Source organism: Micromonospora sp. NPDC050695, assembly GCF_040654415.1.
Classification (GTDB): domain Bacteria; phylum Actinomycetota; class Actinomycetes; order Mycobacteriales; family Micromonosporaceae; genus Micromonospora.
On record NZ_JBFAHZ010000007.1, the window covers coordinates 1 to 15,208 of the forward strand.

Here is a 15,208-nt window from a genome sequence, read left to right on the forward strand (position 1 = left end):
CAGCCGCTCATGCCAGCCGTGTCCGCCTGCTCTGTAATGGCTTGAACCGATCAGCAGGAGAGTCTTGACAAGGCATGATCATGCCGTTGACGTTGACTGAACACGTACGGCCGAGCTGCGCTACTGCTGGTACCGACTCCTTCTCTGCCCGGTGCTCCCGTATCCTTTTACTGCGGCGTCAGTAGCAGTCGCTGAGGACCCATCCCTATATGACTGCCCACTATTGGACGAAGACGAACTGGCACCAAAGGATGTTAGCCGTGCAACTCCCGCCATTATTCCGCGCGATGACGCGTCCGATTGAGAGCGGATTATTGCAGTTAGAAATTCCCTCCCTTTACTGGAATCCAAACCTTGGAGGGCTGCACTGGAATTCCATTCTTCGAGAGCCTGGCAAACTACCTTAACCGCAGATCGGTCAGCCACCAAGAGGGCTGCCACATTCTCGTAAGAATGGATATAATTGACAAGATTATCGATTGTTATGTATGTATCCGGAACGCCACACCTCCCGCTAACGATCAATTCTTCGGCAATCCACTCATCCCTCCTCGGCTGCTGGAGAGGGATGAGTTCTCGTGCGTCGCTCTCAATAGCGAACTCGGTTCTCTCGCTGCGATTCGCAACCGTGTACGCGTCGTAAGGCATCAGTGGACTTTGTGACACAGCGCAACTCTCCGATTTTATATTGAGGTGCGATCTCGGCGGCTGCCGTATCTAGGACTAAAAACGTTACTGGGACAGTCTTGGTTCACCAGGGCTCACGAATGCCCACGCCGCCGCGCCGGCACCCCCTGGATCCTCCCGCCACCCGCCTGAGAGGACGTCTGATTCACGTATTTTGTGTGTTATGCGGTTGTAGGGGTTCTCGCCAGGTTGGGGTGGTTTCGGTGGTGAGGCGTTTGGCGAGGTTGTCGATCATGGCGAGGGTGATCATGCTGGCGGAGTTGTCGGGTCGGGTTTCGTAGTCGCGGACGAGTCGGCGGTGGTGCATGAGCCAGCCGATGGTGCGTTCGACGACCCATCTGCGCTTGACCACGCTGAAGCCCTTGACCTGCGGGTCCTTGGTGACGATCTCCACGTCGACGCCGAGTGCGGCACCGTGTTCGACGACGCGGTTCTTGAATCCGGCGTCGACCCAGGTCTTGGTCAGGGTGGGGTAGACGGCGGTGGCCCGGTCGAGTAGGTCGGTGCCGATGGCGTTGTCGCTGGCGCTGCCGGCGGTGACGATGACGGCGAGGAGCAGGCCGAGGGTGTCGGTGATGATGCTGCGTTTGCGGCCGATGATTCTCTTCCCGGCGTCGGTGCCCTGTGTGGACGGTGGGACGTTGGTGGAGGTTTTCACGCTCTGGCTGTCCATGATGGCCGCGGTGGGTGCGATAGTGCGGCCATGGTGGTCGCGAACGAGGCCGGTGAGCTGGTAGTTCAGTTCGGTGAAGATGCCTTCCTTGCTCCAGGCGGCGAAGTAGCCGTAGACCGTCGGGTGGGGCGGGAAGTCGTGGGGCAGGTGGCGCCAGGCGATGCCGGTTCGGTTGACGTACAGGATGGCGTTGAAGATCTCGCGCAGGTCGTGGGTGGGGGTGCGGCCGCTGACGCCGACGTCGGTGCGGGCCTGTCGCCAGGCTGTCAGGCGGGGCGCGATCAGGGCCCATCGGGCGTCGGACAGGTCGGACGGATAGGCTCGTCGCGCGGTCATGATTCAGGCGTACGGCGTCTGGGGGTCGGATCGACGGACCTCATGTACGTCGATGTCGGGTGAAAGTGAATCAGACACGATCACGGGCTGAAATGCTCTGATTCTGGTCAAGGCAGAGCTGACCGGGATGCGTGTATTCCAGGTCAGGTCCGGCATATTGCCCTAACGAGGTCGAGGCGTAAATCGGTCGCTACTGACGCGAACGCGAAACAAACGTCCAGTCAGGTAGGGCACCACGGTGGCACCCGAGACGCCGAACGGAAAGGGGCCGAACGTGTCCGCGTAGAAGTCGAGGATCGACGGCATCACCTCCGCGATCTCCTGCAGTGCCGTGAGGTGCGGCATGACCGCGCCGGCGCCGACGGTGGGCGGGGCAGCGGCGGCGACCGCCGGCGTCGGGGTGAGCGCGGCAGCCAACAGCAGCCCGACAGCGACCATGCCGTTGGGCAAAGCCCGTTTCCTCATGGATGGACCTCTCGTCAGCGACGGATGATCGGATCGACCTCCGTTCAGAAGACGATGCTTGGTGATCGATGTCAGGAAGTCGTCAGCTTCCTATTGTCATCCTGCACTCGAACCGACCGGGGTCAGCGCATGCGACCGACGATGCCGGTGTCGTAGGCGCCGGAGAGAAACTCCCCGTTCTCCAGCAGCTCGGCGAAGAACGCGACATTGTTCTTGGGGCCCTCGATCCGGAAGGCGCCCACCGCCGACCGGGCACGCTCGATCGCCTGCTCGCGGGTGTCGCCGGTGACGATCAGCTTGGCCAGCAGGCTGTCGTAGAACGGGGTGACCGTGTTGCCCTCGGTGTAGCCCGAGTCCACCCGGACACCCTCACCGGTGGGCTCCACCCAGGTCCGCACCACGCCCGGGCCGGGCAGGAACCGCTTCGGGTCCTCCGCGTTGATCCGCATCTCGATGGCGTGGCCGCTCGGCGTCAACGCGTCCGGGTCGAACGTCGGCGCCAACCCGGCCGCCACCCGCAACTGTTCCTCGACCAGGTCGATCCCGTAGACGTACTCGGTCACCGGGTGTTCCACCTGAAGGCGCGTGTTCATCTCCAGGAAGAAGAAATCTTCGGAGCCGGAGCCGGCACCCTCAGAGTCCCGCTGACGCGGGACCAACAGGCACTCGACGGTCCCCGCGTTGCGGTAGCCGACCGCCTCGCCGGCACGCACCGCCGCAGCCAGGAGACGTGCCCGCAGCTCCGGTGAGACCGCCGGGGACGGGGACTCCTCGACCAGCTTCTGGTTGCGCCGCTGCACCGAGCACTCGCGCTCGCCGAGCGCCACCACCCGACCGTCGGCCAGGCCGAGGATCTGCACCTCGACGTGGCGCACCCGGGGGAAGTACCGCTCGATCAGCACCGAGCCGTCACCGAACATCCGCTCGGCGAACGCGCGCACCTTGTCGTACTCGGTGCGCAGCGCGGCCTCGTCGACGGCCACACCCATGCCCATCCCACCGCCGCCGGCGGCGGCCTTGACCATCACCGGGTAGCCGATCTCGGCGGCGGCCGCCACCGCCGCGTCCAGGTCGGCGGCCGGGTCGGTGGTGCCGGGCGCGACCGGAACGCCGGCCGCCGCCATCAGATTCCGGGCGTTGATCTTGTCGCCCATCGCGGTGATCGCGTCCGCGTCGGGCCCGACCCAGATCAGCCCACTCGCCTCGACGGTACGGGCGAACTCGGCGTTCTCCGACAGGAAGCCATACCCGGGATGGATGGCCTGCGCGCCGGTCGACTTCGCGGCGGCGAGGATCGCCTCGGCGTTGCGGTAGCTCTGTGCCGGATTCGGCGGACCGATCAGGACCGCCTCGTCCGCCTCGGTGACGAACGGCAGGTCGGCGTCGGCCTCCGAGTACACCGCGATCGCGCGGATGCCGAGCCGCCTGGCGGTCCGGATGATCCGGCGGGCGATCTCGCCCCGATTGGCGACCAGCAGTGACTCGATCATGTTTCCTCCCGGCGTCCGGATGGTGGGACGATGTCAGGGAATCATGACCGGTGCACTTCTGACGAGTCGACTCAGGCGAGCAGAGCGGCCAGGGTCGCGCCCCGCAGCAGCTCGGCGCGACGGCGCCGGTCCACCTCACCACCGAGGAACGGCGTCGAGTTCATCAGGCCGAACGCGGCATGGGCGAGCACCCGCGCCTCACCGTCGGGCATGCCCGGATGCAGTGCGGTGAGCACCGTCACCCACTCCTCGACGTACATCCGTTGCAGGCGGCGGATCCGCCGCCGCGGCTCCTCCGGCAGGCGGTCCAACTCGTGCAGGTGCAGTGCGATCACCGCGGGGTTGGCCAACGCGAACTCGACGTGGAAATCGATCAGCGACTCCAGTACGCCACGCGGGTCGTCCGGATGCCCGGCGGAGCGTTCCCGCCCGCCGGCCAGCAGTCCCTCGCTCACCGGGATCAGCGCGGCGGCCAGCATCGCCTCCTTGCCGGCGAAGTGGTGGTAGAGCGCCGGACCGGTGACCCCCGCTGCCGCGCCGATGTCGTCCATCGACACACCGTGGTAGCCACGGGCGGCGAACAGACCGACCGCGATCTCCAGGATCTCGTCCTTGCGGGACCGGCGCCGGCCCGCGCCCGCCGCGCCCCGTGCCTGCTGCTCCACCGTCACCGGGCAAGCGTAGACCGCGAGCCGACCCCGGTGGGACGCTGGTTACCGAGCGGTTACACACACCCCGGCGCGCGCCGGCGCGCTCACTCGTCGTCCGGGTCGAGGTCGTGCTCCGCCCGCAACGCGGCGGCCTCGGCGGGCCGGTCCAGCAGATCCAGGGCACGGGCCAGCAGCCAGGCGGTCTGGCGCACCGGCCGCGAGTTGGCCGGGAGCCCACCGAGGACGCGCCGCAGGAGCGGCTCCGCCTCGGCCGGCCGGTCCAGTCGCAGCAGCAGCTCACCGGTGAGGACCTCCACCTGGGCGGCCTCACCGAACGCCTCGATCGACCGCAACCGGTCCGGCACCCCGGCGAGCCGGGCCAGCGCCTCGTCCGGCCGACCCTCGGCCGTCAGCACCCGCGCCCCGGCCTCGGCGGCCATCGCCAGCTCGTACGTCACCGGCGGCTCCGGCTGCCCGATCATCGTCGCCGCCAACCCGTCCACCTGCTCGACGGCACGGATCGCCGCCGGTCGGTCATCGGCCCAGAACCAGGCGTACGCCTCCCGCCGGCGGGCCCGCAACTCGTCCAGCGGCAGGCCGCCGAGCCGGTACGCGGTGGCAGCCGCTGCGAACCGCTCCGCGCCGGCGGCGTCCCGGTCCGCGTCGTACAGGATGCCGCCGGCCTCCTCGAGCACCTGCGCCCGGTACGGGAGGTTGTCCGGACCGTCCAGATTGCCGGCCAACTGCTCCAGTAGGGCCAGTGCGGGGTCGATCTCGCCGAGCCCGGCGTACACGCCCGCCAGCAGGTGCCGGCACCGGTCCGCCTCGGCCTGTGCGCCGAGCCGGTCGAGACCGAGGACGGCCTCCTCGGCGACCTCGGCCGCCTCGGCGAGCCGACCCACCACCCGGTACGCGTTCGCCAGCTCCCAGCGCAGGAACGCGTCGCCCTCGGCACCCCGCTCGACGCAGAGCGTCACCGCCTCGACGAAGTCGTCGACGGCGTCGGCGGCGCGGCCGGCGGAGAGCAACGCGCGGGCACGGGCGACCCGCACCGGCAACTCCGCGTCCGCCGGTGCCACCAGCAGCGCCTCGTCGCAGGCGGCCACCGCGTCGGCCGGATCGTCCACCGCGCGGGCGTAGGTCAGGCAGGCGGCCGTGACCAGTTCGCCGACACCCAGCTCACGGGCGATCCGGCGGGACTCGTCGGCGGCGGCGCGCGCCTCCTCGACCCGTTCGGACTGCTCCAGCAGGTGCGCGCGGTGCAGCGCGATCCGGGCCGCGAGGTGTGGGTCGCCGCCCGCGTCGGCAGGCACCCGGTCGAGGGCCGCGAGCGCGTCCGCCCAGCGTTCCCGGTGCAGCAGCGCCAGCGCCACCCGGTCGTGCGCGGCGGCCCGCTGTCGGGCGTCGCCGTCCCGGTCCAGCACCTCGGCGGCCTCCCGGACCAACGCCAGCCCCTCGTCGGCGTCGTCGTCGGAGCGGGTCAGCAGCACACCGAGTCGCCCGGCGACCACCTGGGCCGGCAGGTCCTCACCCGCCGTCCGGTACAGCTCCAGAGCCGCCCGGTTCATCTCCACCGCACCCTGGATGTCGTCCTCGTCGCCGCGCTCGGCGGCCCGCAAAGCCAGCCGGTGGGCGACCGTACGCGGGGGCAGGTCGTCGGAGCCGAAGCGCTCGTCGCAAGCGGCCAGCGCCGCCCGGAACGTGGCCCGGTCGTGCCGACCCCAGCTCTGCTCGGCGAGATCCAGCAGCTCGTCCGGGCCGGCGTCGGCGGGCACGGTCACCGCGGGCGTCTCGGCAGGACCGGCGTGCGGCGCGTCGCCGACGGTCGCCGGTGCAGCCCCGCCGAGGGGGATGGTCGGGTCGTCCCCGGTCGGACGCGACGGGCGACGGCGGACGCTCGCCGACAGCGGCACGTGCTCGCCGCTCGGCCGCACGGCGAGCCGGCGGGCGATCCACTCCGACTGGTGGGTGGTGCCGTTGCGGGCGTCGAAGCGCGCCGCCAGCTCGGTCGCGGTCCGCGTCAACTCGTCGGCGAGCACCAGCGTCGACACCTCGCCGGCCGGCCGTCCCTCGGCGGCCCGGCGGTACACGGTCGTCCCGGCGCTCCGGCCGGCCTGGCGCAACGCCGCGGCGGCCGTCGCCGCGAAGTGCATCGCGGCGGCCGGCGACGGCGGCCGGTCCAGCCAGTCCAGGTGCCGTTCGACCAGCTCCAGCGCCCGTGCCTCGTTACCGGTCATCGTGCAGAACTCGACGTGGTCGCCGATGTCCCACAGGTTGGCGAGGTTGCCGCGCAACCGGCGGTACGCCTCCCGGTGCGCGTCGCGCGCCGACTCGCCCCGCCCGGTCCGCAGGTACGGCAGGAGCAGCGCGGTGAGGATCGACTGTGGCTGCTCGTTGCAGCTGAGCCGGCCGGCGAGCACCGGCTCGGCCAACGCCACCGCCTCCGCGTCCCGCCCGTTGTCGGCGAGGTAGCCCACCTGGCTGGTCGGATCACAGCCGGCGCAGTCGGAGAGGTCGTCGCGCGGGGTGGTCTGCCAGAGCCGGTACCAGTGCTCGGCCGCCTCGGCGTCGCCCACGTGGTCGGCGACCCGGAACCGGTGCTTGTTGACGGTCTGCAGGCTGTGCCCACCCGCCCGGTAGCGGCGCTCCATGTCGTCCAGCACGGCGTACGTGCGGTCGAGCGGCACCTCCGGGAAGTTCAACAGCCCGTTGATCATGTACTTGAAGTGCCAGAGCAGGTTGTGCAGGTGCCGCTGGTGGTAGGGCTGCGGGTCGCGGTCGAACTCGGACAGACACCAGGAGAACGTCACGAAGGACTTCGCCGGCTCGCCGCCGTAGATGTAGCCCGTGGTGGCCTGCATCCGGGTGACGAACGCGAGGTGCCGGTCGTCGGCGGCGTCCACCCGGCGCAGCAACTGCTCCAGGGCGGCGATCTGCCCCGCCCCGTACGGCATGTCGGAGATGCCACGCAGCACCCGCCACAGATCCTCGTCGCTCATGCTCACTCCCGTCCCGGCACGGCCCGGCCGAGCAGGCCGAGGAAGGAATCGTTCAGCAGCGCCGCGTCGGCGGCGCGGATCGGATGGTGGCCGAGCAGCAACGCCTGCCCGTACAGCGCCTCGATGGCGAGCCCCACCAGCTCCGGGTCGGCCAGCATGGTGACCCGGCGGACCAGCGGGTTGCGGTGGTTGAGCACCAACTGCGGGCGGTCCGGTGGGGCGGTCGCGGCGAGCGCGTCGAGCACGCCACCCCACAGCTCGTCGGCCCGGTCCCGGCTGGCCGCGAGCTGGTCGTTGAATGCCGCCGACCGGCTGACCAGGTAGAGCGCGGGCAGCGAGACCGGGTCGTACGCCCGGATCACCACCTCACAGCCGGAGCGTTCGACGGCCCGCTGCGCGGCGGTGAGGAACGGCCGCAGCGCCAACTCCACCTGCGGGTCGAGGCTGTCGAAGCGGGTCGTGAGGTCGCTCGGCTCCAGCCGTTCGATGAGCACCGAACGGTCCACCACCGGCAGCCGCTCGATCAGCTCGGTGTCGTACGTGTAGCCGGCGTTGACCACCGCCAGGTCCTGCGCGGCGGCCACCGCGGCGAGCTGGCGGAACTCGTCCAGGCTCGCCGCGTAGCGGAGCACACCGTGGCGTTCCCGGAACTCGGCGAGGGTGAGCGTGCCGACGTTGGTGTCCATCGGCCACCACCGGTCGACCAGCCGCAGCATCTCGTCGTCGTGCAACGCCAGCGCCTTCACGCCGAGGTGGTGCACCTGGAGGAACTCGGCGAGCCGGTGCGGGTCGTGCCGTGCCAACCGGACCAGCCAGCCGCGGATCTGGTCGCCGAGCGCATCCCGGGTCGCGGTCAGCAGGGTGTCCTCGTAGAGGGCCTCCCGGCTGGCGGTGGGGCGCAGCTCGCTGGCGTCCACGACGCAGTGCGCGAAGAACGCCCAGTCCGGCAGCAGCCCGTCGGCGTGTTCGGTGAGCAGCATCCGCTTGAGGTAGACCCGGTGCCCCGCGCGGGCCGCCGGGTTCACCGGGGTGGGCAGGATGACGGCGACACCGGTCAGCCCGGCCTCCGGCACGCTCAGTGGCAGCACGTCGAACGGGTCGACGCCGAGCGCCTCCCGGGCGTACGCGATCAGCGCGGCCCGGTCGACCGGCGCACCCGGCGCGGTCGGCCACGGCGGTTCGCCGGTGGTGGTGACCACGTCGCCGACCCGGACCGTGACGGGCAGCAGCGAACCGAAGAGCCGGGCCAGGTCGGTGACGGTCGGGGTGGCGAACCACTGGTCGGCGTCGCGGCGGGGCACCAGCGTGACGGTGGTGCCCGGTTCGGCGCGGGCGGCCTGCGGCGGTGCCACGCTCACCGCGTACCGGCCGTCGGCGTACCCGGTCCAGCGGACCGTGGGGTGCTCGCCGTTGCGGGTGAGCACCTGGATTTCGTCGGCGACCAGGAAGCAGGAGAGCAGGCCGATGCCGAACTGGCCGAGAAACTCGTGGCGGGAGAAGCCCAGCTCGTCCCTTTTGGAGCTTCGGCCGATGGTGGCCAGCAGCTCGTGCACCTGCGCCTCGGTCAGGCCGATGCCGGTGTCGTGCACCCGCAGGGTGCCGTCGCCGGTGCGGTCCGGGGTTTCGATGCGGACCAGGGCGGGCGCGTCCGGTTCGGTCGAGCGGCGTGCCGTGATCGCGTCCACCGCGTTCTGCAGCAGCTCACGGACGTACACCCGTGGGCTGCCGTAGAGGTGATGGCTGAGCAGGTCGACGACGCCACGGAGGTCGACCTGGAAGGTGTGGTCCACGCCTGTCTTCTCCCCCGGTCCCGAATACCGGCGCCCACCGTACCGATGATCACCGACGGGCGCGTCCCCCTTTCGCCCGGCGGCTTGACCCTCGACCCGGTCGAACCCGCACGGTCACCGGCATGACAGCTTCCGCTCTCGGCCGGGACTTCCGGCTGCTCTGGTGCGCCGCCGTCGCGTCGCGGTTCGGTGACGCCCTGCGTACGCCGGCTCTGGCCCTGCTGGCGGCGGCGGTGACCCGCGATCCCCGGGTCATCGCGGCGGTCACCGTGGCCGCGCAGGTGCCGCCGCTGCTCCTCGGCCTGCTCGGTGGCGTGTACGCCGACCGTTGGGACCGCCGCCGCACGATGGCCCTGGTGGACGGGGTACGCGCCGGGGTGGTGGCGGCGTTGGCCGCGGCGGTCGCCGCCGACCGGGCCGGCGTCGAGGTGCTGCTGGTGGCGGCGTTCCTCCTGGCCGGGTTGGGCACGCTGTTCGACTCCGCCTCGTTCGCGCTGCTTCCCGCGCTGGTGCCGCCGGCCGGGCTGACCCGGGCGAACGGCCGACTTCAGGCCGGTACGGCCGTCGCGGGTGGTTTTCTCGGCGCTCCCGCCGCCGGTGTCCTCTTCGCCACCGCCCCGGCTCTCCCCTTCGCCGTGGACGCCGTCACCTTCGCCGTGGCCGCCGTACTGGTGCTGGCGCTCGCTCCGGCACCCGTGGTGGCGGCGAAGGCGCCGCGCGGGTCGGTGTGGGGCGAGGTCGTCGAGGGGGTGCGATGGCTGCGCGGGCACCAGACACTGTGGAGGGTGACGCTGCTCGCCGCCGCGAGCAACCTGGCGATCAGCGGCATCATGGCGGTGCTGGTGCTCTACGCGCTGGACGTGCTGCGGGTGCCGCCGGCCGGGTACGGGCTGTTCGCCGCTGCGGCGATCCTCGGTGGCGTGGCCGGGGCGCTGGGTGCGGGTCGGCTCGCCGCCCGACTCGGCACGGTGCCCGCGCTGTGCGCGGTGCTCGCCGCGCAGACGGTGGCGCTGACCGGGTTCGCGCTGGCCCGACATCCGCTGCCGGGCGGGTTCGCGCTGGCCGTCTTCGCCGCGGGCACGGTGGTGTGGAACATCCTGTGTGCGTCGTACGGGCAGCGACACGTGCCGGCGGGGCTCCTCGGCCGGGTGGGCGCGGCCCAGCGGATGGTCGGCCTGCTCACCGCCCCGGTCGGCGCGATGCTCGCCGGGCTGGCCGCCGCGGCGTACGGCACGGTGCCGGTGACGGACGCGGCGGCGGGCACGTTCGCACTGGTCACGCTTGCCGCGTGGCGGACACTGCGGCCAGCCGCGCGGGCTGCTTCCCGCCCGGTCGGCGCAGCCTAGCCCGGGGTCCGTTCCCGGTGGGACAACCCGGACAGGCGCAGCGCGATCCGCCGTCGGGCCGGTGGCACGGCGCCAACCACCCGGAGCAGGACGTCACGGGCCGGCCGCCGGGCCTGGGAGAGGGTGGCCATCCGGGTCAGCCCGGCGGCGAAGCTCAGCACGTCCTCGGCCATCGGCCGCTGCCGGGCGTTGTAGTCGTCGAGCGCCGTCTCCGGGCCGCCGTCCAGGACGTCGGCGAGGGCGGTGCCGAGGGCCACCGCGTCGCAGATGCCGAGGTTCATGCCCTGGCCGCCGGCGGGGCTGTGCACGTGGCCGGCGTCCCCGGCGAGCAGCACCGGCCCGGACCGGAAGGTGTCGGCGATCCGGTGGCGTACCCGGAACCGGGAACCCCAGAGCACCTCGGTCACCTGGTCCGGTCTCCGCGTCGGGCCACGCTCGTCGAGCAGCGCCTGGAGGTACGCCGCGTCCGGGTCGGCCGGGGCCGTCGCCACGGCGGCGACCAGCCGCACCACACCGTCCGGCAGTGGTGCCCAGACCAGCGGCCCGGGGCGGGCGAGGAAGAGCGCCGCCTCGTCGCGGGGCAGCGTGCTCCGTACGCGTACGTCGGCGAGCACGAAGGACTCCTCGTCGGCAGGACCGGTGAAGCCGATGCCGGCCAACTGACGGACCGTGCTGTGCAGGCCGTCCGCGCCGACCACGTACCGGGCGCGCACCTCCGTGCCGTCGACCTGCGCGAGCACCCCCTCGCCGGTGCGGCTCAGACCGGTCAGCCGGCACGGCCGGCGTACCCGTACGCCGAGGTCGACCAACTGCGCGGTGAGCACGTCTTCGGTGACGGCCTGGGAGACCAGCAGCGCATAGGGGTAACGGGACGGCAGCTCGTGGAACGGGACCGACAGCAGCACCCGGTCCCGGTCGCGGACCGTGAAGCGCGGCGCCCGCACCCCCTGGGCGACCAGGGGCGCCGCGGCGCCGATCCGGTCCAGCACCTCCAGGGTGTACGCGTGCACGACCGCCGCGCGAGACGTCACCGGTGGGTCGGCGACCTGGTCGAGGACGGTCACCCGCACCCCGCGCCGGGCCAGTGTCAGCGCGGTGGCGAGGCCGGTGGGGCCCGCTCCCACCACCAGGACGTCGGTACTCGTGGGCAGCATGGCCACCTCCGGAAACGACTGCTGCCAACACATGTTGGCAAACGCTTGTTGGCAGATTAGGAGCGTGCCGATTGTGTGTCAACAGGTGTTGGCCTACCGTCGTTGGCATGACCGCGCCCGCCCGCTCGACCCAGCCCCGCCGTTCGGACGCCACCCGGGCGGCGATCCTCCAGGCCGCCCGGGAACGGTTCGCCGCCGACGGGTACGAACGCGCCACCATCCGGGCCATCGCCGCCGACGCCCGGATCGACCCGTCCATGGTCATGCGCTACTACGGCAGCAAGGAGGGGCTCTTCGCGGCGGCGGCCGAGTTCGACCTGCGCCTGCCCGACCTGGCCGTCGTACCGCCAGCGCAGCTCGGTGAGACGCTGGTCCGGCACTTCCTCAGCCGGTGGGAGGGCGACGAGACCCTCGTCGCGCTGCTGCGGTCCGCCAGCACCAACCCGGGCGCGGCCGAACGGATGCGCGGCATCTTCACCGACCAGCTCACCGCCGCCGTGTCCACGTTCGGCACCGATCCCGCGATGACCGCCCGGCGCGCCGGCCTGGTGGCCAGTCAGATCCTCGGCCTCGCCTTCACCCGCTACATCGTCCGCCTGCCGCCCATGGTGGACGTCGAGCCGGATGAGCTGGTCGCCTGGATCGGGCCGACCCTCCAGCGCTACCTGACCGGGCAGCCGGAGGCCTGAGCCAACCTTTTGCCCCTCCCCGTGCGTCTGCCAGGTGACGCGCGACGCGACGGCCGGAAGGGGGGCGGATGGGATCCACGGCGAACGACGGCCGCGACGGCTACCTCGCCTTCGTGGAGAACCACCAGCACCGGCTCCTGCGTGCGGCCTACCTGATCTGCGGCAACCGGCACCAGGCCGAGGATCTCCTCCAGGACGCCCTGCTGAAACTCGCGCTGCGTTGGCCCTCGGTCCGCGAGGGCGACCCCTCCGCGTACGTGCGGACGATCCTCTACCGCGACGCGGTGTCCTGGTGGCGTCGCCGCCGTCGCGAATGGCTCAGCGCCACACCGCCGGAACAGGTGGCCCCCGACCGGGACGGCGCGTTGCGGCTCACGCTGCACGACGCGCTGGGTCTGCTGCCGCCCCGGCAGCGGGCCGTACTGGTGCTGCGCTACTACGAGGACCTGACCGAGGTCGCCACGGCGGAGGCGCTCGGGGTGACCGTCGGCACCGTGAAGAGCCAGTGCCACGCCGCCCTGCGCCGACTCCGCGAGGTGGCTCCGGACCTCGCCCTCGACGCCCGACCGGGCGGCGGCGCGGCGACCACCGGCGTGGAGGTGAACCCGTGAACGAGCAGGAGCTACGTCGGCTACTGACCGTCAGCGTCGAGGACGTACTGCCCAGCCAGCCCGCAAGTGCGCACTGGGACCGGGCGCGACGCACCCGGCGTACCCGGCGGGCCGTCGGTGCGGTCGCCCTGGCCGTGGCGCTGCTCGGTGGCGGCACGGTGGCGGCCCTCCGACCGCCGGCCGATCCGCCGCCGGACCACTCGGTGGCGCCGACCCCGACCGCCGAGCCCACCCACGCCGGGCCCGTGCAGCGACCTCCCGCCGAGCTGACCTTCCCACCCGATCCGTTGGCCCGGCTCGCCGACCCGGCGACCGTGCCGCTCTCCGCGCGACCGGTCCAGCGGGCGCTGGCGCTGTTCCAGCCCGTGGACGAGGAGTTCCGCGCGGACGGCGCGGTCCGGGTCCTCGGCGACGACGGCGTGGTGCGCAGTCTCGACGTCGTGACCCTGGCACCCACCCGGGACGAGAGCGGCAACGAGGCACCCGCCGTCAAGCCGGGGGTGTTGTCGCCGGACGGCCGATCCGCCGCCTTCGCCCAGACCAACGAGCTGATCATGATCGACCTCACCACCGCGGCCGTGCGCCGGATACCGCTTGAGGGCTACCTGGAGCTGGTGGTCTGGGCCAACGACCGGGTCCTGGTGGGCGGCGACAACCGGACGTACGCGGTGGACCGGGTCACCGCCACGGCCAGCACGAGCGACGTGTCGGCCTGGAACGTGGTCGCACCCGACCCGGAGGCCGGCCGCGACGCGGCGCTGGTCGAGCTGACCGGCGAGCGGGGTGGCCTGACACTTGTCAGCCGAACCGCCCGGGAGGGCGCGATCCGCTCCGAAGAGCGGATCACCGGCGACGCGCTGCCCGCGCCGTATGAGGTCAACGAGTTCTACGGCCGGGGCTGGCTGCACGGCGAACGAATCGCCAGCGCGGCGTGGATCACCAGCGGCGAGATCGACGGCGCCGAGGGAGCGGCCGTGCTGGACGCCCGTACCGGCGCGGTGACCCACCTGCTCGACCTGGGTCGGGAGCGCGCCAAGGGCTGTTGCCCGGTGCTGGGCTGGGACAACAGGGGAGCGGTGCTGCTCCGCCTGGAACCGGCCGGCCTGGCGCGGTGGAACCCGGAGACCGGCGAGATCACCGGCATCGTCCGCGACCTGCCCGGCATGGTGGCGCTGGCCGGCTGAGCACCGCCCCCCGCGCGGCCGTTCGCGGGCGCGCGGGGGACGTGCTCAGGTGATCAGGCGGCGAGGCCGCCGGGCTGGTCGCCCTTCACCACGGGCGCCCGGACCAGGTTGCCCCACTCGGTCCACGAGCCGTCGTAGTTGCGCACCTGCGGGTAGCCCAGCAGGTGCCGCAGCACAAACCAGGTGTGGCTGGAACGCTCACCGATCCGGCAGTAGGCGATGACGTCGTCGTCCGGGCTCAGCCCGAGCTGGTCGGCGTAGATCGCTTTCAGCTCGTCGGCGGACTTGAACGTCCCGTCCTCGTTCGCGGCGGACTTCCACGGCTTGCTGACCGCGCCCGGAATGTGCCCACCCCGCAGGGCACCCTCCTGCGGGTAGTCCGGCATGTGCAGCATCTCGCCGGTGTACTCACCCGGCGACCGGACGTCGACCAGCGGCCGGCCGGCGGCGATGTGCGCCATCACCTGCTCGCGGTACGCCCGCAGCGGCGCGTCGTCGCGCAACGGCACCGGATAGTCGGCGCGCGGGCGGGCCGGCTTGTCGCGGGTCACCTCGCGGCCCTCGGCGATCCACTTCTGCCGGCCACCGTCGAGCAGCCGCACGTCGGCGTGGCCGAAGAGCGAGAACACCCAGAGGGCGTACGCGGCCCACCAGTTGAAGTTGTCGCCGTAGAAGACGACGGTGTCGCCCCGGCCGATGCCCTTCGCGGCGCACAGCTCGGCGAAGCTCTTGGCATCCAGGTAGTCCCGGGTCACCTGGTCGTTCAGCTCCAGGTGCCAGTCGACCTTCACGGCGCCCGGAATGTGACCGGATTCGTAGAGCAGCACGTCCTCGTCGGACTCGACCACCACGAGGCCCTCGTCGCCCAGGTGCTCGGCCAGCCACTCGGTGGTGACCAGCCGCTGCGGGTCCGCGTACGACTGGAGGCGGGGATCAGGATCGTTGGGCACAGACATGATCCCCAAGGTACGCCGCAACCCCGCCCGCCGACCGGCCATCGGATGCGACGCAGAGTGGGCGGATGACCCGCACGTTGATCGGTCGAGTGGCGAACTGGATGCTTGCCAGCGAGTGAGATGGGGGATGTCGCCCGACTGCACGGCGGTCGTGTCGATGGTCAGGCGCGTGCACTCT

12 protein-coding genes are annotated in these 15,208 nt (G+C 71.6%); 4 read left to right on the top strand and 8 right to left on the bottom strand.

All coding sequences use genetic code 11. The features are described 5' to 3' along the window. Window positions 1–832 precede the first annotated feature (832 nt). The 6 genes from AB0H52_RS06960 to AB0H52_RS06985 all read right to left on the bottom strand — a co-directional run bounded on the left by AB0H52_RS06960 (window position 833) and on the right by AB0H52_RS06985 (window position 9,090). Window positions 833–1,696 (bottom strand): IS5 family transposase, encoded by an 864-nt coding sequence (locus AB0H52_RS06960; RefSeq protein ID WP_151487727.1) that lies wholly within the window; start codon window positions 1,694–1,696, stop codon window positions 833–835. A gap of 162 nt (window positions 1,697–1,858) precedes the next feature. Continuing rightward, on the bottom strand, window positions 1,859–2,161 hold the full coding sequence (locus tag AB0H52_RS06965) for a M1 family metallopeptidase (RefSeq protein WP_151487726.1): 303 nt from the start codon (window positions 2,159–2,161) through the stop codon (window positions 1,859–1,861). Window positions 2,162–2,283: 122 nt separating this feature from the next. Next, the gene (locus AB0H52_RS06970) at window positions 2,284–3,651 is read right to left on the bottom strand and encodes a biotin carboxylase N-terminal domain-containing protein (protein ID WP_151487725.1); all 1,368 of its coding nucleotides are present in this window, start codon (window positions 3,649–3,651) and stop codon (window positions 2,284–2,286) included. Between the two features lie 71 nt (window positions 3,652–3,722). Continuing rightward, window positions 3,723–4,322, bottom strand: coding sequence for a TetR/AcrR family transcriptional regulator (locus AB0H52_RS06975; RefSeq protein WP_151487724.1), 600 nt, complete (start codon window positions 4,320–4,322; stop codon window positions 3,723–3,725). Between the two features lie 83 nt (window positions 4,323–4,405). Then, window positions 4,406–7,300 (bottom strand): tetratricopeptide repeat protein, encoded by a 2,895-nt coding sequence (locus AB0H52_RS06980; protein WP_151487723.1) that lies wholly within the window; start codon window positions 7,298–7,300, stop codon window positions 4,406–4,408. Window positions 7,301–7,302: 2 nt separating this feature from the next. After that, on the bottom strand, window positions 7,303–9,090 hold the full coding sequence (locus tag AB0H52_RS06985) for an HSP90 family protein (protein ID WP_151487722.1): 1,788 nt from the start codon (window positions 9,088–9,090) through the stop codon (window positions 7,303–7,305). Window positions 9,091–9,212: 122 nt separating this feature from the next. Here AB0H52_RS06985 and AB0H52_RS06990 point away from each other — a divergent pair, with 122 nt between their 5' ends. Continuing rightward, window positions 9,213–10,436 (top strand): MFS transporter, encoded by a 1,224-nt coding sequence (locus tag AB0H52_RS06990; RefSeq protein ID WP_151487721.1) that lies wholly within the window; start codon window positions 9,213–9,215, stop codon window positions 10,434–10,436. Here AB0H52_RS06990 and AB0H52_RS06995 read toward each other — a convergent pair. Beyond that, window positions 10,433–11,590: an FAD-dependent oxidoreductase gene (locus AB0H52_RS06995; protein WP_357945767.1), complete on the bottom strand. Its 1,158-nt coding sequence runs from the start codon at window positions 11,588–11,590 to the stop codon at window positions 10,433–10,435. The genes AB0H52_RS06990 and AB0H52_RS06995 overlap by 4 nt on opposite strands. A gap of 107 nt (window positions 11,591–11,697) precedes the next feature. On the opposite strand from AB0H52_RS06995, the gene AB0H52_RS07000 reads away from it, so the two are divergent. The 3 genes from AB0H52_RS07000 (at window position 11,698) to AB0H52_RS07010 (ending at window position 14,074) form a co-directional block, all read left to right on the top strand. Further along, the gene (locus tag AB0H52_RS07000; protein WP_151487719.1) at window positions 11,698–12,279 is read left to right on the top strand and encodes a TetR family transcriptional regulator; all 582 of its coding nucleotides are present in this window, start codon (window positions 11,698–11,700) and stop codon (window positions 12,277–12,279) included. A gap of 68 nt (window positions 12,280–12,347) precedes the next feature. Then, the gene (locus AB0H52_RS07005; RefSeq protein ID WP_151487718.1) at window positions 12,348–12,890 is read left to right on the top strand and encodes a SigE family RNA polymerase sigma factor; all 543 of its coding nucleotides are present in this window, start codon (window positions 12,348–12,350) and stop codon (window positions 12,888–12,890) included. Next, window positions 12,887–14,074, top strand: a complete 1,188-nt coding sequence (locus AB0H52_RS07010; RefSeq protein ID WP_357945771.1) for a hypothetical protein — start codon at window positions 12,887–12,889, stop codon at window positions 14,072–14,074. Before AB0H52_RS07005 ends, AB0H52_RS07010 begins: the two co-directional genes overlap by 4 nt. A gap of 53 nt (window positions 14,075–14,127) precedes the next feature. Here AB0H52_RS07010 and AB0H52_RS07015 read toward each other — a convergent pair whose 3' ends face one another. Beyond that, the gene (locus AB0H52_RS07015) at window positions 14,128–15,030 is read right to left on the bottom strand and encodes a sulfurtransferase (RefSeq protein WP_151487716.1); all 903 of its coding nucleotides are present in this window, start codon (window positions 15,028–15,030) and stop codon (window positions 14,128–14,130) included. Between the last annotated feature and the right edge of the window lie 178 nt (window positions 15,031–15,208).